This is a genomic window from Streptomyces echinoruber (assembly GCF_014651135.1).
Lineage (GTDB): Bacteria > Actinomycetota > Actinomycetes > Streptomycetales > Streptomycetaceae > Streptomyces > Streptomyces echinoruber.
Genome location: NZ_BMWH01000007.1, coordinates 203586 through 224115 on the forward strand (window position 1 = coordinate 203586; position 20530 = coordinate 224115).

The 20530-nt window shown below is 72.7% G+C and carries 17 protein-coding genes and 1 pseudogene; 10 read left to right on the forward strand and 8 right to left on the reverse strand.

Annotated features, from left to right (window positions below; all coding sequences use genetic code 11):
• Nucleotides 1-105: 105 nt before the first annotated feature.
• From IE225_RS12535 to IE225_RS12555, 5 genes are all read right to left on the reverse strand, one after another.
• Nucleotides 106-687, reverse strand: coding sequence for a Uma2 family endonuclease (locus tag IE225_RS12535; protein WP_190057515.1), 582 nt, complete (start codon nt 685-687; stop codon nt 106-108).
• 50 nt (nt 688-737) lie between these two features.
• The gene (locus tag IE225_RS12540) at nt 738-1763 is read right to left on the reverse strand and encodes a hypothetical protein (RefSeq protein ID WP_190057516.1); all 1026 of its coding nucleotides are present in this window, start codon (nt 1761-1763) and stop codon (nt 738-740) included.
• Between the two features lie 419 nt (nt 1764-2182).
• On the reverse strand, nt 2183-2839 hold the full coding sequence (locus tag IE225_RS12545; protein WP_190057517.1) for a DUF5063 domain-containing protein: 657 nt from the start codon (nt 2837-2839) through the stop codon (nt 2183-2185).
• The gene (gene recR / locus IE225_RS12550; protein WP_190057518.1) at nt 2832-3431 is read right to left on the reverse strand and encodes a recombination mediator RecR; all 600 of its coding nucleotides are present in this window, start codon (nt 3429-3431) and stop codon (nt 2832-2834) included. Before recR ends, IE225_RS12545 begins: the two co-directional genes overlap by 8 nt.
• A gap of 140 nt (nt 3432-3571) precedes the next feature.
• Nucleotides 3572-3913 carry a YbaB/EbfC family nucleoid-associated protein gene (locus IE225_RS12555; RefSeq protein ID WP_190057519.1) on the reverse strand — a complete coding sequence of 114 codons (342 nt, stop codon included), beginning with the start codon at nt 3911-3913 and terminating at the stop codon, nt 3572-3574.
• Between the two features lie 404 nt (nt 3914-4317).
• Between IE225_RS12555 and IE225_RS12560 the strand changes: the two genes are divergently transcribed.
• Nucleotides 4318-5067: an SLATT domain-containing protein gene (locus IE225_RS12560; protein WP_190057520.1), complete on the forward strand. Its 750-nt coding sequence runs from the start codon at nt 4318-4320 to the stop codon at nt 5065-5067.
• Between the two features lie 157 nt (nt 5068-5224).
• On the forward strand, nt 5225-8014 hold the full coding sequence (locus IE225_RS12565) for a type 1 periplasmic-binding domain-containing protein (RefSeq protein ID WP_190057521.1): 2790 nt from the start codon (nt 5225-5227) through the stop codon (nt 8012-8014).
• Between the two features lie 192 nt (nt 8015-8206).
• Here the strand turns inward: IE225_RS12565 and IE225_RS12570 are convergent, their stop codons facing one another.
• The 3 genes from IE225_RS12570 to IE225_RS12580 form a co-directional block, all read right to left on the reverse strand.
• On the reverse strand, nt 8207-10264 hold the full coding sequence (locus tag IE225_RS12570) for a serine/threonine-protein kinase (RefSeq protein WP_190057522.1): 2058 nt from the start codon (nt 10262-10264) through the stop codon (nt 8207-8209).
• A 138-nt stretch (nt 10265-10402) separates the two neighbouring features.
• Nucleotides 10403-10882 (reverse strand): MarR family winged helix-turn-helix transcriptional regulator, encoded by a 480-nt coding sequence (locus IE225_RS12575; RefSeq protein WP_190057523.1) that lies wholly within the window; start codon nt 10880-10882, stop codon nt 10403-10405.
• Entirely contained in the window at nt 10879-11496 is a 618-nt protein-coding gene (locus tag IE225_RS12580; RefSeq protein WP_190057524.1) for a type 1 glutamine amidotransferase family protein, read from the reverse strand. Before IE225_RS12580 ends, IE225_RS12575 begins: the two co-directional genes overlap by 4 nt.
• A gap of 339 nt (nt 11497-11835) precedes the next feature.
• On the opposite strand from IE225_RS12580, the gene IE225_RS12585 reads away from it, so the two are divergent.
• The 8 genes and pseudogenes from IE225_RS12585 to IE225_RS12620 all read left to right on the forward strand — a co-directional run.
• Complete coding sequence (locus IE225_RS12585; RefSeq protein WP_190057525.1) at nt 11836-13200, forward strand: aspartate aminotransferase family protein; 1365 nt, start codon at nt 11836-11838, stop codon at nt 13198-13200.
• Nucleotides 13201-13567: 367 nt separating this feature from the next.
• Nucleotides 13568-14269, forward strand: a complete 702-nt coding sequence (locus tag IE225_RS12590) for a GntR family transcriptional regulator (RefSeq protein ID WP_190057526.1) — start codon at nt 13568-13570, stop codon at nt 14267-14269.
• Between the two features lie 167 nt (nt 14270-14436).
• On the forward strand, nt 14437-16977 hold the full coding sequence (locus IE225_RS12595; protein ID WP_190057549.1) for a dolichyl-phosphate beta-glucosyltransferase: 2541 nt from the start codon (nt 14437-14439) through the stop codon (nt 16975-16977).
• Between the two features lie 74 nt (nt 16978-17051).
• On the forward strand, nt 17052-17702 hold the full coding sequence (locus IE225_RS12600; protein ID WP_190057527.1) for a putative DNA-mimic protein: 651 nt from the start codon (nt 17052-17054) through the stop codon (nt 17700-17702).
• A gap of 412 nt (nt 17703-18114) precedes the next feature.
• On the forward strand, nt 18115-18756 hold the full coding sequence (locus IE225_RS12605; RefSeq protein WP_190057528.1) for a hypothetical protein: 642 nt from the start codon (nt 18115-18117) through the stop codon (nt 18754-18756).
• 133 nt (nt 18757-18889) lie between these two features.
• Nucleotides 18890-19549, forward strand: a complete 660-nt coding sequence (locus IE225_RS12610) for a pentapeptide repeat-containing protein (protein ID WP_190057529.1) — start codon at nt 18890-18892, stop codon at nt 19547-19549.
• The gene (locus IE225_RS12615) at nt 19549-20187 is read left to right on the forward strand and encodes a pentapeptide repeat-containing protein (protein ID WP_190057530.1); all 639 of its coding nucleotides are present in this window, start codon (nt 19549-19551) and stop codon (nt 20185-20187) included. Before IE225_RS12610 ends, IE225_RS12615 begins: the two co-directional genes overlap by 1 nt.
• Nucleotides 20188-20239: 52 nt before the next feature.
• Nucleotides 20240-20467: pseudogene (locus tag IE225_RS12620) on the forward strand (DUF6177 family protein); the annotation flags it as partial.
• Nucleotides 20468-20530 lie beyond the last annotated feature (63 nt).

Here is a 20530-nt window from a genome sequence, read left to right on the forward strand (position 1 = left end):
ACGAGCGTCCGAAATCCACCCCCGCGATATCGCATGGTGAGACACCGGGCACCCGCCGGACGGGATCCTGCCCAGCTCACCCGCGGTGATGGTGTGATGTGCGGCTCAGTCGGCGAGGTCCTTCAGCGGCTCGGTGCCCAGGGTGATCCCCACGGGGTCGGGGAGCTCGACGGCCGCGCCGAAGGGGAGCTTCTCCGCGTGGCGGTAGCGGCCGTCCTCCGGCTGGTTGAACACGCCGACCGAGCGGTCGTCCCGGTCGATGAGGAGGTACACGGGGATGCCGGCGGCCGCGTAGGCGTCGGGCTTCTCGACGCGGTCCCGCCGGTGGGTGTCGGAGTCGTACGACGTGACCTCGACCGCCATGAGCACTCCCGTGGCCTCCGACCAGTCGCCGTGCCCCTTCGTGAAGCCGAACGGTGCGAGGACGCCGTCCGGGCGCGCCCGCCCCTTGCGGTAGCTCTCGACCTTCATTCCACGGTCCCCGTACAGCCAGCGCTCCGGACGGTGCTGCATGCACAGGCGCTGCAACCAGGCGATGATCTGGTCGTGGTTGCCCTCGGTCACGGCCTTGACCTGGACCCTTCCGTTGATGAACTCCAGCCGCACGGTCTCCGGGGCGTGGCGTGCCAGCTCCTCGAACTCCTCGACGGACATCTGCGGCCGGTACTGCTCGGTCCTGGGGGTCATGGCGTCGCCTCCTCGACTCCATGGTGCCCGGACCGGCACCTCCCGCACGCTCACAGCAGACCCGCCGCGCGGCGCAGGGCGTTGACCCTCTCGGTGACGTCGACGACCTCGTCCGCGCCGGGCGGGGGGCCGTCGGCGGCGCGCGGGCCGGGGAGGAAGGTGTCCGGGACGTACCCGTACACCGGCCCCTCCGCCTCGATCGCCTCCCGGCACTCGCGGCACAGACCGCCCTCGATCCGGGTCGTCCGCTCATCCGCGTCGCACAGGCCGCAGACCATCAGCACGCGGGACACCCGGGCACGGCGTGCGGCCGCCTGCTGCCGGATCTTCGCCTTCTTCGGCGTCCTCGGTGTCTTCGGGGGCATCTTGCTCTCCAGTCGTTTGCGGGCGAAGCCGCCCGGGTTGGTGACGACGGCCGGGAGACCGTCGGTCAGGGCCCTGGTGATGTCGTGGCGCGTGGCGCCGCGGGACAGCCACTCCGCGGCGAGGGGAACGAGGGCGCGGCAGTCGCCGTCCGAGAGGGACATGCGGGGGTCGGCGGCCCGCACCTCGGCGAGGGTTTCGTACGCGGTGCCGGGCTGCTCCTCCGGCTCGGCGGCCGGTCCGGGCTCGGCGGCTGCTTCAGGCGCTTCGAGCGCATCGGCCGCTCCGGGTGCGTCGGCCGCTTCGGGTGCGTCGGCCGTCTCGACCCGGACCAGGCCCGACATGTACCGGTCGGTCACGTCCTTGCCCTCGCGGTCCCGTACGAAGCCGGCCCACCACTCCTCCGACCTGGGGGTGCGCGACCAGTACGTCCGCGTCACCCAGCGCATCGAGTCGTCCTCGACGGTGATGTGCTCCCGGATCCAGCGCAGGTGGCCGGCGAGCACGATGCGGCCCAGCGAGACGCGCACGGCCTGCTGCCCGTAGCGGGGGTGCACGGCGGCGATCGCCTTGTAGCCCATCGCGTGGCCCTCCCGCAGGTGGTCCACGAAGACGGCGATCTCGCGGTCGCGGAGGTTCAGGTGTGCGAAGTCCGGGTCGGCGTGCGGGTCTTCGTCACCCGCGGAACGCTTCCCGTACCCCGTTTTGGCCATGGGGTGGGACGGGGACGGCAGGACAGGACTAGGGTGGGCGCAAGCCACGATCGAAACCTCGATTCGATCCGTAGGTCAGGCCCCGGAGCCGGTGTTCGTGCACCGACCGGGGCCGATTCATTTGCCGCGAACCTAGAGGCGCTTCACGTTCCGGCGCAAGCCGATCACGGAACGTCACTCTTTCGAGGTAGGAGCCTCAACTCAGGCCAAAGCTTGGTGGGTTGGTTGGTTCTCACCAGCCCAGAAACCAGGGGAAAGAGCTCGAAGCCCGGGGCTCAAGCCCCGGGCGGGAGTGCAGGGCAGAGCGTCGCCGCGCCGGCACCGCGGGCCGGCGCCGGACGCGCCGTACGGGAACGCCGGGCCGCCGCTCCGCCCCTTCCGTCTGCTTCTGCCTGTTTTCGTCTGCTCCGCTGTGCGGGTCAGCGCTGTTTCAGTCCCAGCGTCTCGCCGATCTCCTCCACCATGACGCGGCCGGCCTCCGCCTCCAGGGTCTCGTCGGTGAGGGCCTGGTCGGTGTCGAGGCCGTCGAGTTCCTGGAGGGGCTGGTCGAGGCGGATGTGGGTGACCACGGACTGCAGGGCCCGCAGCACGGCGGAGGCCGTGGCGCCCCAGTTGGAGAAGTAGGAGAACTGCCACCACCACAGTGCCTCGGTGACACGGCCGGCGCGGTAGTGGGCCATGCCGTGGCGCAGGTCGGCGACGACGTCGGCGAGGTCGTCGGAGAGCCGGGCCGGGACCGGGGCCTTGCGGGGCTCGTAGGGGTCGAAGACCTCCGAGTAGACGTCGACCGGCTCCAGCAGGCGGGCGAGGTTCTCGCGGAGTCCGTCGACGTCGTCGTCGGGGCCGACGTCGGGCTCGTAGCGCTCCTCGGGGACGAAGTCCTCGTGCGCGCCGAGCCGGCCGCCGGCCAGCATGAGCTGGGAGACCTCCAGCAGCAGGAACGGGATCGCCGACTCCGGTTCGTCGCCCTTGGCGACCTCCGTGACGGCCACCAGGAAGCTCTCGACCTGGTCCGCGATCTGGACGGCGAAGTCGTCCGGGGCCGGGGTCGTGGCGGGCAGCGTGGCGTCAGACATCGAGCAGTCGTCTCCCCTCGAAGGCGCGGCCGAGGGTGACCTCGTCCGCGTACTCCAGGTCGCCACCCACCGGGAGGCCGCTGGCCAGGCGGGTGACCTTGAGGCCCATGGGCTTGATCATCCGGGCGAGGTAGGTGGCGGTCGCCTCGCCCTCGAGGTTCGGGTCGGTGGCCAGGATCAGCTCGGTGACCGTTCCGTCCGCCAGGCGGGCGAGGAGTTCCCGTATGCGCAGGTCGTCGGGGCCCACGCCCTCGATGGGGCTGATCGCGCCGCCGAGGACGTGGTAGCGGCCGCGGAACTCGCGCGTGCGCTCGATGGCCACGACGTCCTTGGGCTCCTCGACCACGCAGATGACCGACGGGTCGCGGCGGGTGTCGCGGCAGATCGCGCAGTTCTCCTCCTGTGCGACGTTGCCGCAGACCGCGCAGAACCGGACCTTCGCCTTGACCTCCATCAGCGCGTTCGCCAGACGCCGCACGTCCGTCGGTTCCGCCTGCAGGATGTGGAAGGCGATCCGCTGCGCGCTCTTGGGACCGACGCCGGGCAGCCGCCCCAGCTCGTCGATGAGGTCCTGGACCACGCCTTCGTACAACGGACTGCCCTTCGCTTCACTCGGTCGGTACGCACCCGACTTCAGTACGTACGGTAGGTGACCGCCGCCGCCGGGAGGAAGGCGGTGTGCGGGTCGTGCGGGTCACGAACACACGAACCGCGTGCGCCGCGGCCGCGGTCTCACAGCGGCAGGCCCGGGATGCCGCCGCCGCCCAGGCCCTGGGCGAGCGGGCCGAGCTTCTGCGCCTGCAGCTGCTGCGCGTTCTGGTTGGCCGCCTGCACGGCGGCGACGATCAGGTCGGCGAGGGTCTCGGTGTCCTCCGGGTCCACCGCCTTCGGGTCGATCTTCAGCGCCCGCAGCTCGCCGGCGCCGGTCACGGTCGCCTTCACCAGGCCGCCGCCCGCCTGGCCGTCGACCTCGGTCGCCGCCAGCTCCTCCTGGGCCCGCTGCAGGTCCTGCTGCATCTTCTGGGCCTGCTGGAGCAGCTGCTGCATGTTGGGCTGGCCACCACCGGGAATCACGATCAGCTCCTGCTCTCCGACTGCTCTGGGCTCGTGGACTCGTGGGCTCGTTGTTCGTCTCGTGGGCTCGTTGTCTCCTGGCATGAGCCTACGTCGTCCACGCCACCACCGGCGCACCACTCTTTCGAGTGAGTCCGGCCCGGCTCTATACCTGATCAAGGCCCCCTTCCGGGGGGAAAAGCCCCGAAACCCGCCTCTCCGCCACCCATTGGGCGGTAGGAAGGGTCCGGCAGCGCGATCAGAAGGGTCCGGCAGCGCGATCAGCGGGTCGGCAGGGGCCGGCGGACCGGTGGATTCGGTGGACCGGCGGACCGGCGGGTCGGCGGGTCGGCAAGGACCAGCAGGTCGGCGGGTCGGTGGGTCGGTGGGTCGGTGGGTCGGCAGGGATCAGTAGGGGGTGCCGGGTGGGTCAGCCGGAGATGCGGCCCGAGGGTCCGCCGCAGGACGGGCGGGGCGAGGGCGCGGCCGGGCTGCGGCCGGGCGACCTGGCCGGACGGGCGTTCCCGCTCGGCGACTGGGGCGAGCCCGCGCAGCGGCTGCACGAGCTGTACCGGTGGGCGGAGCGCGGCGCGCTGCAGACCGCGGCCTGGTACCTCGCCGACCGGGTGTGGAAGCGGCGGGCCGCACGGGCGCTGCGCGGCGGGGCCGCGGCGGGTGCGCTGGCCGGGGCGGCGCTGCCGCTGCTGGACCTGACCGGCGTGGCCGACGGGCTGGCCGCCTGGGGGTATCTCGCGCTGCTGCTGGGGGCCGCGTGCGTCGCCGGGGACCGGTTCTTCGGGGTGACCTCGGGCTGGATGCGGGACGTGGCGACCGCGCAGGCCGTGCAACGACGGCTGCAGGCGCTGCAGTTCGACTGGGCGGCGGAGAGCGTGCGCGAGGTGCTGGGCCCGGCGGAGGGGACGGCCGCCGAGGCCGCCGAGCGGTGCCTGGGGGTGCTGCGGCGCTTCGCGGAGGACGTGACCGAGCTGGTGCGGGCGGAGACCACCGACTGGATGGTGGAGTTCCGCACCGGACCCGCGCCGCTCGGCATCCAGTCCGCGACGCCCCTCGGGGGACGGCCGGAGACGGGGAGTGCCATGGGGCGCTTCCCGCTGCCGCCGGGGAGCGCGGCCCGGCCGAACATGCCCCGGCAACGGCCGCCGGAGCCGCGGTGACCCGCCGCTGACAGTCGGCTGAAGTCGGCTGACAGTCGGCTGACAGCCGTACACACATCAACAGGCTCCGGTGCGGGGATGCTGTCCCCGTGCGCGCGGGGCACGACGGGTGCCGGAGGCGCCCGGGAAGAACAAGGGGGGATCTTCCATGGCTTCCATGGCTTCACCACGGCCCGTGCCCGGCGGCTTTCCGGACGACGAGGGCGCCGACGACTTCGTACGGGAGTTCCGGCAGGCCGTGGCGCCCGTCGAGCGGGAGTCGCTGGCGCACACCCCGCCGCTGATCGTCCTCGACGTCGGGGCGGAGGAGGCGGGGTACGAGGCCCGGGTGCGCCGGGTGGTCGAGGCGCTGGAGCAGTCCGTGTGGGACCCGCGGGGCACGGGGGACGCGAAGGCGGCGCCGTACGCGCGGGTCACCGCGGGGCGCGACGACGAACTGCTCAGCGGCACCGCCGCCCGGTCGCTCCTGTTCGGCCTGCCGAAGAACATGACGCCGGACCGGCTGCCCGGCTTCTGGCCGCTGTGGGACTCGGTGGACTACATCCGCCGGCACGCCGACGAGCGCCACGCCCCCGGGGCGAACGTGCTGCGCGACCACGCCCACGAGCAGCTGCGCCTGCACCGCAGACAGCGGCGCGAGGGACACCGGCAGGTGTTCCTGTGGGCGCTGGGCGGCGGCGCCGCGCCACCGGCCGGCGGACTGCGCGGCTGGCTGCTCGGCTCGGTCTGGCACGGGCTGACCCGGACCTTTCCCCGCTGGTGCTGGGAGCGGCGCAAGACCGCGCTGCTGGTGCGGTCCGGCCGCCTCGCGCACCGCCGGTACCGCGGCTGGCTCGGCAGGGAGCTCGGCCTGTCCAAGGGCTCCGAGAGCGTGTTCGAGGTGCTGGACGAGGCGGCCGACCGCCACCTGAACCGGCTCGTCCTGCCCCCGGACCACGAGGACTACGAACTCCACCGGGAGTCCCTGCTGGCCTTCGAGAGGCTGCTCACCCGGGCCCTGCTGGAGGACCTCACCCGGCCGCCGGTCGGCCGCCTGCTGCCGCTGCGGCGCCGCCGGACCGCCCGGCCCCTGCTCCTGGTCCCGCTGCCCCGCCCGGACCGGCCGGAGGCCCGGGCCGCCGAACGGTTCCTGCGGGCCTTCCACGAGGAGCAGCCGCACACCGCGCACCGGCCCGGCCCGCTGGTCGTCGCCGTCGGCCACCCCTCCGAGCGGCTGCGGGCCGACCTGCACCGGCCGGAGCCGTGCGATCTGCGGCAGGCGAGCCGCCGGCTGCAGCAGGTCTCGTCCGGCCCGGTCCTGGTGCGGCTGCGGGAGGGGTCCTTCGCACGGGACGGGCTGGTCGTGCGGTCCTGCTCCCCGCGCCGGTACCGGCTCGGCGGGCGCACCGTCGCCACCACGGTGACGACCGGCGCCACTCTGGGCGCGGTCCTGCTCGGCGTCGGGGCGTACGAGCTGCGCGTCGCCACGCCGCCGTCGTACGCCTGCGTCGGCGGCGCCCAGTCCGTGGCCGAGGACGCCCGCGAGGAGAAGATCCCCGTGTCGGCCAGGGCCTGGTACGACGCGGCCCGGAACGAGATCGAGAAGCAGAACAAGCGCGCCCGCCAGTACGCCGCTCGCGGCAAGCGCGTCGTGCGCACCGTCGTCGTCTTCGTCTCCGCCCCGCCCGCCGACGAGGACCAGACCCGCTTCGACGGGATCATCCCGGAACTGCGCGGCATCGCCCTGTGGCAGCGGCAGCTCAACGACGACGCGACCGCCAACACCACCCTGGTGCCGCTCGTCGTCGAGGTCCGGGAGACCGGCGAGACGTTCCGCGACGCGGTGCCGGAAGCCACCAAGCTCGCCGACCAGGTCCGTGCCCAGTCCGGCGCCAAGGACCAGGACCCCGTGGACCGTGTCGTCGGCGTCCTCGGCTACGCGCAGAGCCGCCCGCAGACGCGGGACGCGCTCGCGGTGCTCGACCGGGCCGGCATCCCCGTCGTCGGCACCACCGCCACCGCCGACGAGATGCAGAACGGCGCGGGCACCAACTACTGGCCGTTCACCCCGAACAACTCCACGGAGGCCCGGATCGAGGCGGAGTTCGCCCGCAAGGAGAACATCGTGGCCCGCGACGGCTCCGCCACGCAGTGCGTCCCCGCCGGGCACGCCGTCGTGGTGCGCACCTCCACCGACCTGTACAGCAGGAGCCTGTCCGCCAAGTTCGCCGCCGCCTTCCCCGGCACGGAGCTGCAGTTCGACTTCAGCCAGGAGGGGAAGTTCGCGGCGGACTCGCCCGGCCAGCGGATCACCAGCGCGGGCCTGCTGGCGCAGCAGATCTGCGCGGCGCTCAAGGCACAGCCCGACTCGGTCGTGTACTGGTCGGCGCGCGCGCAGAACTTCGTCGCGTTCGTCAACGCCATGGAACGCGACGGCGCGTGCACCGACCGCACCGTCACGGTCCTCGGCGGCAACGAGCTCACCAACGTCGCGCAGACCGGCATCTTCGCCAACAAGGACTGGCTGCGCCTGTACTACACCGACCACCGGATGCCCTCCGGCGACAAGCGGGCCAGCGCCCCGACCAAGCGATTCGCCGCCGTGTACGACGACTTCGTCAAGAAGACCACGAAGGGCACCGACCCCTGGCGCCAGGACGGCCACGCGGCCGTCTCCTACGACGCCTTCCACGCCCTGTCCGAGGCGGTCGCCGGGGCTTTCCGGGCCGACGCGTCCGTCCCCCTGTCCTCCGTCCGGCAGCAGTTGCAGCAGGGCATCACCTTCGACGGCGCCACGGGGCACATCGCCTACCGGAACTTCAACGCCCCGCCCGCCGACAAGACGCTGGTGCTGCTGCGGCAGGTGGCGGACACCCCGAAGGCCGTGGTGGCGTGCGGCGCCTACAACAGCGGGCCCGCCTACCGGTACGAGAAGCAGGGCGTGCCATGCGAGGCCGGCGCCGGCTGAGACGCGAAGGCGCCGGCTGAGACGCAAGGCGTCGGCTGACGCGCGAAGGCGCCCGAGGTGTCCGGGCGATCGGCGCGCGCTCGGGGGATCGGCGCTCGCCCGGGTGATCGGTGTGCGCTCGGGTGATCGGCGCTCGCTCGGGCGATCGGTGTGCGTCCGGGCGATCGGCGCGCGAGGGAGTCCGGGGCTCCGTCACTGCCTCGTGTAGGTCAGCCGCTCGCCGCTGTCGGTGTTCTCCCGCTGCAGGCTGCCGTCCGGCAGCAGAGTGAGCTCGCTGGCGGCGCCCGGGGTGCAGGCCGAACGGGGCTGCCCGCCGGTCACCGTCGACGGTCCGAGCTCCAACGGGCCGCCCGCGGTGGGCTGTTCGGCGAGCCGCGCGGTGAACACGCAGTGGTAGGTGCCGCCGCCGAGCGGGCCGTCCGCGACGAGCGTGAGCACCGTGTCGCCCACCTCGCCCTGGCTGAGGGTGAGTTGGCGGGTGTGGACGCCGCTCGCGTTGTCGATCGTGGTGGCCCAGGTGCCGAGGTAGGCGTCCGGGACGGCGCCGCCGCCGGCGGACGGGGACGCGGGCGCCGGTGCGGCGGACCGCTCGGTCGCCGGGGTCGGGGCGGGAGAGGTGGGGGACGTGGGGGACGTGCGGGTGGGGCCGGGCGCGGCCTTGTCGTCGGTGCCGCCGCTGCCGTGCCGGAGCAGCGCGTACACCGTGCCGCCCGCCGTGAGCGCGACGACCAGGGCCAGCAGGACCAGCAGCGCGGTGGCGCGGCCGGTGCGGTGGGGCGGCTCCGGCGCGAGGGGCGCGGGCGGGCGGCCGGAGCCGTACGGCGGGGTGGAGCCGTGGGGCGGGGTGGAGCCGTAGGGATGGGGGGCCGCGCCGTAGAAGCCGTGGGGAGGCGGAGTCGGGCCGTGGGGCCCGTAGGGAGGAGTCGGGCCGTGGGGCGGGGTGGTGCCGGACTCGCCGTACGGGCCCGGCTGCGGGTGGCCGTGGGCGGCGGGCCCCTGCGGGGCGCCGTACGGCGGCTGCGGGGCCGGCGGCGGAGCGGAGGACACGATGACGGTGGGGAGGTGGTTCACCGGGGCCGGGGCGGCGCCGGGCCGGCCGGGCGGGGGCGGGGTGGAGGCCGCCGGGGTGCCTCCCGGGGGCGGGGCCTCCTGCGGGGCGGGCGTGTCACCCGGGGCCGAGGTCTTCGCCGGGGCCGGGGCCGGAGTGTCCCCGCGGTCCCGGGTCACCGCCGGCGGCTCCTGCGAGCCTTGTGGCTCCTGCGAACTCTGCGAGCCCTGCGAGTCTTGTGGTTCCTGCGAACTCTGCGAGTCCTGAGGGTCCTGTGGCCCCTGCGGGTCCTCCGCGTCCAGCAGCCGCACCGCGTGCCGCCCGAGCTGGGCCACCAGCGCGCCCGGCAGCCACGGGTCGCGGGAGCGGCCGTCGGCCACGGTGTCGTCGGCGCCGGTGCGGCGCAGCACCTCGGCGAGCGTGGGCCGGGCGGCGGGGTCCTTGCGCAGGCAGGCGCGGACCAGGTCGGCGATGCCCTCGGGCACGCCCGACAGGTCGGGTTCCTCCTCGGCGATGCGGAACATCAGGGCGTGCGCCCCGCTGTCCGCGCCGCCGAACGGGAGCCGGCCGGTGGCGGCGTAGGCCAGCACGGAGCCGAGGCAGAACACGTCGCAGGCCGGGGTGATGCGCAGGCCCCGCACCTGCTCCGGGGCCATGAAGCCGGGCGAGCCGACGAGGGCGCCCGTCCGGGTCAGCCCGGCGTCGGCGACGGTCTCCAGGGCCCGCGCGATGCCGAAGTCGATGACGCGCGGTCCGTCGATGGTGACCAGCACGTTGGACGGCTTGAGGTCGCGGTGCACGAGTCCGGCGGCGTGGATGTCCCGCAGCGCGTGCGCCAGGCCGGCGGCGAGGATGCGCACCGACCGCTCGGGCAGCGCGCCGTGGTCGTGCCCGACGACCTGCTGCAGGCTCGGCCCGGCGACGTACCCGGTGGCCACCCACGGCACGGCGGCCTCGGTGTCGGCGTCGAGGACGGGTGCCGTCCAGTGCCCGCCGACCCGCCGGGCGGCCTCGACCTCCTGCCGGAAGCGGGCGCGGAACTCCTCCTGCTCGGCCAGCTCCCGCCGCACCAGCTTCACCGCGACGGTCCGGCCCCGCTCCGACCGGGCCAGGTACACCTGCCCCATGCCGCCGGCGCCGAGCCGCGCCAGCAGCCGGTAACCCCCGATGTGCTGCGGATCCTCGGGCCTCAGTTCCTCCATGCCGCGCCCCCTCCCCCACTCACCCCCGGTACGCGCGTGAGCGACAGGATACGGCCAGGAAGCGGGGGCGGGGTCCACGGATCCGTAACGGTCGGTGCCGGTTCGGCAACGGCCGCGCCGGGCGTCCGCGGCGGCCGCTCACGGCCCCTCACCGGCACCGTCGGCCTCGTCCGCCGGCCGGCCGATCTCCTCCAGCGCCCGCGACAGCCGCTCCAATACCCGTACCGTCTCGGCCAGTTCCCGTTCCCCGAGGACGTCCGCGAGCCGGTCGGCGCGGGCGGCGTGCCCGGGGCCGATGCGGGCCACGGCCGCGCGGCCCTCCTCGGTGGGGGCGAGGAGCTTGGCGCGGCGGTGGGCCGGGTTGGGCCGGTACTCGGCCAGGCCCCGCTCCACCAGCAGGTCGGCGATGCGCTGCACGCTCTGCCGGGTGATGCCCATGGCGCGGGCGATGCCGGAGACGGGCAGCGGCTCGGCGAGGACGGCGCCGAGCACCTGCCACCGGGCGGCGGTCAGCCCGGCCGGGCGGGCCAGCTCCTCGGCGACGGCCAGGTACTGCCCGTTGAGCCGGAAGACGGCCAGCGCGCTGCGGCTGAACAGCTCCTGGCGGGCGCGGCTCACGCGGCGAACGCCTTCCGCAGCACGGCGAACGCCTCGGGGTCGGAGTCGTGGAAGAGGCGGTACCAGGCGTCGACGACCTCCTCGCCGTAGGCGCCCAGCAGCCGGAAGACCTCCCGGGCGAAGGCGACGGGCTCGGTGGGGCCCGCGGTGACGAGCAGGCCGTCGGTGACGGCGTCGGTCTCCACGTAGCGGGCGGCGCCCCGGTAGCCGGTGGCGGCGAGGTAGGCGGCGGCGCCGCTGGTGTGCCGGCGGTCGTCGAGCAGGCCCTCGCGGGCGAGCCCGGCGGTGGCCCCGCAGATCGCGGCGACGGGCACGCCGGCGTCGAGGAACCTCCGGGCCGCGCGGGCGAACGGGGCCAGGTCGTCACCGCGGTCCCACAGGTCGGCGCCGGGCAGGATCAGCAGGGAGCTGTCCTCGGGGCGCAGGGCGGACAGCGCGAGGTCGGGCTGGACGCGCAGGCCGCCGATGCTGGTGACCGGCTCCCGGCCGGGGCCGACCGTGCGCACCGGGAAGCCGGCGCGCGCGAGGTGGGCGGTGGCGTGGCCGGTCTCCCAGTCGGCGAAGGTGTCGTAGACGGCGAGGTGCACGGGGGTGCGTCCGGTGCTGCTGGTCATGGCTCCTCCTGCGGACCGGGACCGCGGGTTCTCGCGGCAGCGAACCCTTACGACAGCAGACTGTCAAATCGACAGGTTGCTGTCAATGGAGGGAGCTGCACGCCGGGAAGCTGTACGCCGGGAAGCTGTACGCCGGGAAGAGGGCCGCCCGCCGGGAAGGGACTCGCTGGGAAGAAGGCCGCCCGCCGGGAAGGGACTCGCTGGGAAGAAGGCCGCCCGCCGGGAAGCGATTCGCCGGCCAGAAGCCCGCCGCCCGCTCGACAACGTGTCGCGGAAAGCCCCCGACCGCAGACAGGGCGCCGATGTCGCCGCCGTACGGGCCCCGCCTACGCTCCTGGCATGACCGCTCACCCTCAGCCGAACCCCGAGGCCGGGGCCGCCGTCAAGGCCGCCGACCGCGCCCACGTGTTCCACTCCTGGTCCGCGCAGGAGCTCATCGACCCGCTCGCCGTCGCCGGTGCCGAGGGCTCGTACTTCTGGGACTACGACGGCAAGCGCTACCTGGACTTCACCAGCGGGCTGGTCTTCACCAACATCGGCTACCAGCACCCCAAGGTCGTCGCCGCGATCCAGGAGCAGGCGGCGCGGATGACGACGTTCGCGCCCGCGTTCGCCGTCGAGGCGCGCTCGGAGGCGGCCCGGCTGATCGCCGAGCGGACGCCCGGTGACCTGGACAAGATCTTCTTCACCAACGGCGGCGCGGACGCGGTGGAGCACGCGGTGCGCATGGCGCGGCTGCACACCGGGCGCCCGAAGGTGCTCTCGGCGTACCGCTCGTACCACGGCGGCACGCAGCAGGCCGTCAACATCACCGGCGACCCGCGCCGCTGGCCCTCCGACAGCGGCGCGGCCGGCGTGGTCCACTTCTGGGCGCCGTTCCTGTACCGCTCCCGCTTCTACGCCGAGACCGAGGAGCAGGAGTGCGCGCGGGCGCTGGAGCACCTGGAGACGACGATCGCCTTCGAGGGGCCGTCGACGATCGCCGCGGTCGTCCTGGAGACGATCCCGGGCACCGCGGGGATCATGGTGCCGCCGCCCGGCTACCTCGCCGGGGTCCGCGAGCTGTGCGACAAGTACGGCATCGTCTTCATCCTGGACGAGGTGATGGCCGGGTTCGGGCGGACCGGCCGGTGGTTCGCGGCGGACCACTTCGACGTCGTGCCGGACCTGATGACCTTCGCCAAGGGCGTCAACTCCGGGTACGTGCCGCTCGGCGGCGTCGCCATCTCGGCCGAGATCGCCGAGACCTTCGCCCGGCGCCCCTACCCCGGCGGCCTGACCTACTCCGGCCACCCGCTGGCCTGCGCGGCCGCCGTCGCGACGATCCGCGCCATGGAGGAGGAGGGCGTCGTGGAGAACGCCCGGCGGCTCGGCGAGCAGGTCGTCGGCCCCGGCCTGCGCGCGCTGGCCGAGCGGCACCCGTCGGTGGGCGACGTGCGCGGCGTCGGCATGTTCTGGGCGCTGGAACTGGTCAAGGACCGCGAGACCCGGGAGCCGCTGGTGCCGTACAACGCGGCCGGCGAGGCCAACGCCCCCATGGCCGCCTTCGCCTCCGCCGCCAAGTCCTACGGCCTGTGGCCCTTCCTCAACATGAACCGCACCCACGTCGTGCCGCCGTGCACCGTGACCGAGGAGGAGCTGAAGGAGGGGCTGGCGGCGCTGGACGCGGCGCTGTCGGTGGCGGACGAGTACGTGGCGGCGTAGAACCCGGCGCAGGGCCCGGCGTAGAACCCGGCGCAGGGCCCGGCGCAGGGCCGCCGCCCGCCCGCCACCGCCGTTCCCCCGCCACCGCCGTTCCCCCGCCGCCGTCACCTCCGTCACCGCGCACCGCCGTCACCACTCACCGGCGCTCACCGGCGCACACCCTCGCTCACCTGCGCCGTTGCCGCCGCTCACCGGCGTCCCTCTCCGACCGGAAGCGAACTGGTGTCCAGCTTCCGAACGCGTAAGGTGGCGTGCTCGTAGATATCCATGCGTCCCTGCGGACCTCCACGGGAGCACCCCCGTGGAGCACGTCCGTGGACGTGGATGATGCGAGCACGCCACCCGACGGAGAGGGAGACGCCCGAGCATGCCCGGCAGCAGAGGCACCGGCACCGTGACGCGCAGCACCCTGCGGCAGCAGATCGCCGACGCGCTTCGCGACGAGGTGCTGGCCGGACGGCTGCAGCCGGGACAGGAGTTCACCGTGAAGGAGATCGCCGAGCAGTACGGGGTCTCGGCGACGCCGGTGCGCGAGGCGCTGGTCGAGCTGTCGGCGCAGGGCCTGCTGGAGGCGGACCAGCACCGCGGGTTCCGGGTGCGCGAGTACTCGGCGGCGGACTTCCGGAGCATGGTGGAGGCCCGGAGCCTGATGGCCGAGGGCATGTTCCGGGCCATGGCCGACGGCCGCGGGAAGTACCGGGACCCGCGGGAAGCGCAGGCGGCGGCCGCGCTCGCCGGGGTGCGGCGGCGCGGCGAGGAGGCGCAGCGCGCGGCCGCGGCCGGCGACCTGACCGTACTGGTCGGCTACGACCTGCGGTTCTGGCGCGAGCTGAGCCTGCTGTTCGGCAACCCCTACCTGGCCGACTTCCTGCACCGGCTGCGCCTGCAGTCCTGGGTGTGCGCCGTGCAGCACCTGCGCCGCCTGCCCGACCTGCGCGGCCTGCTGTGGTCGGGCCACACCCGGTTCGTCGACGCGCTGTCGGCCGGCGACCTCGACACCGCCCGTGCCCTGCACGCCGAGCACGACGCCCACTTCCTGTCCCTCGTCGAACGGCTGGCCGCGCGGTGAGCGCCGACCGCGCCGAGGACCGCGAGGACCTCGTGGACCCCATGGACCCCGTGGACCGCGAGGACCTCATAGAGCCCGTGGACCCCGTGGACCGCGAGGACCTCATAGAGCCCGTGGACCCCGTGGATCGCGTGGACCCCGTGGACCGCAAGAACCTCGTGGACCCCATGGACCCCGTGGACCGCGAGGACCATGAAAACCTCACGGACCGTGAGGACCCCGTGGACCTCACCGTCGTCATCCCCGCCTACAACGAGGAGCAGCGGCTCGGCCCCACCCTGGAGGCGATCACCGGCTACCTCGCGGCCACCGAGGACCACTGGGGGAGCTGGGAGGTCGTCGTCGCCGACGACGGCTCCACCGACGCCACCCGTGAGGTGGTCGCCGCCCTGGCCCACCCCCGCGTCCGGCTGGTCGGCGGCGACCGCAACCGCGGCAAGGGGCACGCCCTGCGCGCCGGGGTCGCCGTCTCGCGCGGGCGCCGGGTGCTGGTGACCGACGCCGACCTGGCGGCGCCGATCGAGGAGCTGGAGCGGCTCGACAAGGCCCTCGCCGACGGCGGCCTCGCGGCGATCGGCTCCCGCTCGGTGCCGGGCGCGACGTTCGGCAGCCGCCAGCACCGGCTGCGCGAACTGCTGGGCCGCGCCGGGAACTTACTGATACGCCGGCTCGCGGTGCCCGGCGTCCGCGACACCCAGTGCGGCTTCAAGCTGTTCGACGGCGACCGGGCCCGCGCGGCGTTCGCCGCCTCCCGGCTGGACGGCTGGGGCATCGACGTGGAGGTGCTGCAGTACTTCCGGCGCTCCGGCTGGCCGGTCACCGAGGTGCCGGTGCACTGGTCGCACCAGCCCGGCTCCAAGATCGGCCCGCTGGACTACGCGCGGGTGCTGGCCGACCTGGCCCGGCTGCGGCTCCGCACCCGCCGCACCCCCCGGCCGCCCCGGCCCACCCGCCTGCTGCCCCGGCCCTCCCGCTTGCTGCCCCGGCTTGCCCGCCTGCTGCCCCGGCCCGCCGACCTGCTGGCCGCCGCCCTCTTCCTGCTGCTGGCGCTCGCCCTGTACTCCGGCCGTTTCTTCGACCCCGGTCACCGCTACCTGACCGACTCCCTGCAGGACCAGAACCAGTGGGAGTGGTTCTTCGCGGTCACCGCCGACAACGTCGCCCACCTGCGCAACCCGCTCTTCACCGACCTGCAGGGCTTCCCCGACGGCGTCAACCTCATGGCCAACACGGTCATGCTGGGCCTGTCGGCGCCCCTCGCCCCGGTCACGCTGCTGGCCGGGCCCGCCGTCGCGCTCAGCCTGTGCATGACGTTCGGGCTGACGGCGACCGCGGCGGCCTGGTACTGGCTGATCGTGAAACGGGTGGTGCGGCAGCGCGCGGCGGCCTTCCTCGGCGCGGCGCTGGCCGCGTTCGCACCGCCCATGGTCAGCCACGCCAACGCGCACCCCAACTTCGTCGTCCTGTTCATGATCCCGCTGCTGGTCGACCGCGCCCTGCGCCTGGCCGCCGGCACCCGGGTGGTGCGCGACGGGACCGTCCTCGGCCTGATGGCGGCCTACCAGGTCTTCCTCGGCGAGGAGCCGCTGCTGCTGGCCGCCCTGGGGATGCTGCTGTTCGCCGCGGGCTACGCGGCCGTACGGCGGGACGTGGCGCGGGCGGCCTGGCGCCCGCTGCTGCGCGGGCTGCTCGTCGCCGCCGCGGTGTGCCTGCCGCTGGTGGCGTTCCCGCTGTGGTGGCAGTTCGCGGGCCCGCAGAGCTACCACGGCATCCGGCACGGCGACGATGTCGGCAACAGCCCGCTCGCGCTGATCTCCTTCGCCGAGCGCTCCCTGCTGGTCGGCGACGCGGCCCGCGCCGACTCCCTGTCCCCCAACCCCACCGAGCAGAACGCCTTCTACGGCTGGCCCCTGCTCCTGCTGGCCTTCGGCGTCACCGTACGGCTCTGGGAACGCCCGCTGGTCAAGGCGCTGGCCTTCACCACGGTGGGCGCGGCCCTGCTCTCCTTCGGCCCGCGCTTCCGCCTCCCGCTGACCAACACCGTCTTCCCCGGCCCCTGGGCGCTCCTGCGCCGCCTGCCGCTCTTCGAGTCGGTCATCGAGGGCCGGGTCGCGATGGTGTGCGCCCCAGCCCTCGGCATCCTGCTCGCGCTCGCCGTGGACCGGCTCGCCGCCGCCCCCTCCGCCGGCACGCTCTACGGCGGCCTGCTCGCCGTGTGCCTCGCCCTGCTGCCGATCGTGCCGGCCCCGCTGAAGGCCCAGGACCGGGCCCAGGTGCCGGCGTTCTTCACCGACGGCACCTGGAAGCGGTACGTCCGCCCCGGCGAGAGCCTGGTCACCGTCCCGCTGCCCGACGGCGGCGACGCGGAGGCCCTGCACTGGCAGATCGCCGCCCACCTCGGCTTCCCGCTGCCCGGCGGCTACTTCAACGGCCCCTACGGCAAGGACCGCATCGGCATCTACGGCGCCACGCCCACCGCCACCGGCTACCTCTTCCGCGAGATCGGCACCACCGGTGTCGTACCGGCCCTGGGCCCGGCCTGGCGCGCCCGGGCCCGCCACGACCTCGCCCGCTGGCGGGCGGGCGCCCTCGTCCTGCCCCCGCAGGAGCACGAGGACGCGCTGCGGCGGGCGGTGCGGAAGCTGGTGGGCCGTCCCGGTAAGTGGACCGGCGGAGTATGGGTATGGGACCTGCACGGGGGAACCTGACCGGCGACCGCACCGATACCCTTCATCTCACCTCCTGACACCTCTTGCCCTACGTCTGCTCCGGGAGTCCTCCTTTGGCCTGTGACCTGTGGCTGGTACCCCTCGTCGACGTGTTGTGCCACACCCCCGACAACCCGTTCGCCGAGGAACTCGCGCAATACAACAAGGTGCTCGCCGAGAACGGCCTGCCGCCGGTGCCGGTGTACCAGTACATGCCGGGCCTGTCCGGCGACGTCGCCCCGGTGGCCGGCTTCGACTACGACGCGCTGCACTTCCTGCGCCGCGCCTACCTGCTGCAGGTCTGCGGACTGCCGGTGACGCCGGTCGACGAACTCGGCGGGGACTACGAGCAGTTGCTGGAGATGTTCGAGTCCACGGCACAGCAGTCCCACCTGGTGTGGCACTACGACCACGCCGGCGCCTACGTCCCCCTCGACTTCCCCCGGCCCCTGGCCGACGACGAACTCCTCGCCGGCGGCGGCCCGCTGGGCTCCTCCCAGGGCCTGCTGCGCGAACTGGAGTACGTCGCCCCCGTCATCGGCATCGACCCGGCCAACCCGCCGGCTCCCCCCGCCCCGCCCCTGGGCCCCACGGAACTGGAGGAACCCGCCGTCCCCGCCCCCTACGACCCCAGCCCCTTCGCCCGCGAACGCCACGTCTGGCTGGGCCTGCACGCGGCCGCGACCCGGAGCCTGGCCCAGGGCTCAATGATCGTCTTCAGCTGACGGCCGACGGCACGGCCGTCAGTGGTGCACCTACGGTGCGCCTGCGGTGCATCCGGGCCTCCGGGACGCCCCTTCCGCAGCCCCTCCAGCCTCCAGGCGCATCACCGGGGTGATCCCCACCTCGGCTTTCAGCCCGACGAAGAACGACTCGGCGATCACGAGCACCTGCACACCGTCCGTCACGCCGAACACCTCCGTCCCGCCGAACACCGGGCAGCGGCACCGCCGATCCTCCGCCGACCACACACCTCACGGCAGACCCGGATCGACCACCTCGGCACACCGCGCATTTCCCAACCCCGCGCGCAAAATTGGCGCCACGTTCGAACTACCTTGAACTACGCTTCCAGGACGGCTCCATCACCCTCCCCCGCCCTCGCTGCCGACGGCCGGATCTACCGTGAGGAATCGCATGTCCCTCTTGCTGCGCGCTCCCCAGGAAGCGGCATGCTGGGAGTGGGAACTGGACGACTTCGCGCCCCCTGGTCTCGACTCCGCGTTGATGACGGCAGCCCGTATGTCTGCCGTGCTGCGGGACCACCGCCTGCTTTATCCCCAGTTCCTGGAGTGGATGTGGACGGTGCACGGGCACGGCGGCACCGGCGTGATCACCAGGCTTGTCACGTCGGGTCCTCTGCATGAAGGGCAACTCTCCCGAAGGGTCCGGGAGAGCAAGCCTGTAGGACTTCCGGATGCCGAGCCCGGTGTCATCCAAGTCTTGGGTACCGGTACGTGGTTCGACGCCGAAGGCAAGGAGCATCAGGAGAGCGACCTCGTCGTCCTGAGTGTCTACCCCGACCAACTGCACCTGGCTGCCGAAGTCGCCGTTTTCCATGACATCTGGGACTACTGCGACTTTCACGGGAACCCGCACCCGGAGGTGCAGAGACGGAACGCTCCGCGATTGAGTGCGGCGCTCCAGGCTCTTGAGAAGCTTCTTGACGCGCCCGCCGTTCCAGGTGATGCCACGTACTTCGGCAAGGCAGAAGGGTACGGACTCGCTGAGCCCGACCTGATCGACGGTCGCGGCCCCGACCTGACCGACATGCTCTGAACACACCGTTGACAGCGCCTTCGTATCAGCGCGCCGATGAGGACTGAGACAGTGAAGAACTGGGCTGTCATCCCGGGCGCCAGGAAATCGAACCAGGCGGCGATCGACGACATCAAATCAATCGTTGAAAAGAATGGCTGGACAGATGATGTCATCTGGTACCCGTAACGGTTGGCTTCCCTCCAGGTTTCCACCAGACGAGACTGCCGCGCAGCGGCTTCGGGAATGGCTCGAAGAAGAGGGCGGCCTCGATGCAGTCGGGATCGATCTGAGTGGCGCCGACCTTTCTCACGGCGCATTCTGGGAGTCATGGTTCACCGGCGCGAAGCTGGTGAATACAAAGCTTGTCGGCGCAGACCTCTACCGCTCCGACACGCAGGGCGCCGATTTCACCGGAGCCGACCTCACACGCTGCTCTCTGATACGCGTCAACATGGACAACGCAATACTGGTAAACGCGGTACTGGACGGAGCCGAACTCGTGAAGGCGTCATCGTGCGACGTTGACGCCTCCGGGGCGAGCTGCCGCGGAACCGAATTTGTGGACACATTCCTCATCAACACAAATTTCCGCAGCGCCGATCTGCGAAACGCCGTTTTCGAGGAAAACTCGTTCAAGGTGACGCTGGACGAGGAGACCAGACTGGAAGGCGCGAGCGGAACAGTGTTCGGTCCGGCGGTCATCATTGAAGGACAAACGCCTCGTGAGCTGTCCGGAGACACGTTGGAACAATGGATTCGCAGCAGGGGAGGAAACCTGCGCGTCCTCAAGCCCGCGCGGAGCGTGACCTGATGGCAGACCGCAGGAAATGGCTTCCCGCACGGTTCCCGCCAGACGAGACTGCCGCGCAGCGGCTTCGAGAGTGGCTTGGGGAAGAGGGCGGCCTCGACGTCATGGGGCTCGGCCTGAGTGGAGCTGACCTTTCTCACGGAGACTTCTCCGAGTCGTGGTTCACCGACGCGAAGCTGGTAGGTGCAAAGCTCGTCGGGACGGATTTCTACCGCTCGGATCTGCAGAGAGCAAACCTCGACGGAGCTGATCTGACGGATTGCTCCCTGGTGCGCGCCACTTTGGACGATGCCATCTTGAGGAATACCGTGCTGGACAGGGCCGACCTAGTAAAGGCATCCCTGTATGGCGTCGACGCCTCCGGGGCGAGCTGCCGCGGCACCGAGTTCATGGGATCTGTGCTGATTTATACCAACTTCTGTGGCGCCGACCTGCGCGACGCCGTTTTCGAAGAAAACTCGTTCAAAGTCACGCTGAACGATGAAACCAGATTGGAAGGTGCAGCGGGAACGATTTTCGGTCCGGCGGTCATCGTCGAAGGACAAACATCCTGTGAGCTGTCCGGAGCGGCGCTGGAGAGATGGCTCCGCGACAGGGGCGGAGACCTGCACGTCATCGCTCCGCGAGGCGTGACTCGGTGACAGGACGCAGGAAGCAGCGTTCCGCCCCGTACGACCATCGGAGACCGTCCACGTGACCAAGGACGTCATTGCCCTCACCTCGAAGATGCCGGACACCCGTTCCCTGCTGGCCGGCTTCTTCGCGGGCGGACCCGAGCTGGGTCTGGCCGCCGACCAGGACGGTGCCGTCGTTCGGCTGTGCACGCCCGTCGGCCGCCCCCTGGTCGCCGTGGAGGCCCCACTACTCGTCCACACACCCGGTGAGGCGGAACGTCTCCTCGGTCCCGAGGTGTCCGCTCCCGCGCCGCCCTATCCGTCGACGTCCTGACCGAGTCGATGGCCGTCGTCCTCTCCGACCGTCCCG

Excerpts from the sequence above, each read along its gene's own strand:
- IE225_RS12535 (WP_190057515.1), bottom strand. The coding sequence starts at position 687 with ATGACCCCCAGGACCGAGCAGTACCGGCCGCAGATGTCCGTCGAGGAG.
- IE225_RS12540 (WP_190057516.1), bottom strand. The coding sequence starts at position 1,763 with ATGGCCAAAACGGGGTACGGGAAGCGTTCCGCGGGTGACGAAGACCCG.
- IE225_RS12545 (WP_190057517.1), bottom strand. The coding sequence starts at position 2,839 with ATGTCTGACGCCACGCTGCCCGCCACGACCCCGGCCCCGGACGACTTC.
- IE225_RS12565 (WP_190057521.1), top strand. The coding sequence starts at position 5,225 with ATGGCTTCACCACGGCCCGTGCCCGGCGGCTTTCCGGACGACGAGGGC.
- IE225_RS12570 (WP_190057522.1), bottom strand. The coding sequence starts at position 10,264 with ATGGAGGAACTGAGGCCCGAGGATCCGCAGCACATCGGGGGTTACCGG.
- IE225_RS12580 (WP_190057524.1), bottom strand. The coding sequence starts at position 11,496 with ATGACCAGCAGCACCGGACGCACCCCCGTGCACCTCGCCGTCTACGAC.
- IE225_RS12585 (WP_190057525.1), top strand. The coding sequence starts at position 11,836 with ATGACCGCTCACCCTCAGCCGAACCCCGAGGCCGGGGCCGCCGTCAAG.
- IE225_RS12590 (WP_190057526.1), top strand. The coding sequence starts at position 13,568 with ATGCCCGGCAGCAGAGGCACCGGCACCGTGACGCGCAGCACCCTGCGG.
- IE225_RS12595 (WP_190057549.1), top strand. The coding sequence starts at position 14,437 with ATGGACCCCGTGGACCGCGAGGACCATGAAAACCTCACGGACCGTGAG.
- IE225_RS12605 (WP_190057528.1), top strand. The coding sequence starts at position 18,115 with ATGTCCCTCTTGCTGCGCGCTCCCCAGGAAGCGGCATGCTGGGAGTGG.
- IE225_RS12610 (WP_190057529.1), top strand. The coding sequence starts at position 18,890 with ATGGCTGGACAGATGATGTCATCTGGTACCCGTAACGGTTGGCTTCCC.
- IE225_RS12615 (WP_190057530.1), top strand. The coding sequence starts at position 19,549 with ATGGCAGACCGCAGGAAATGGCTTCCCGCACGGTTCCCGCCAGACGAG.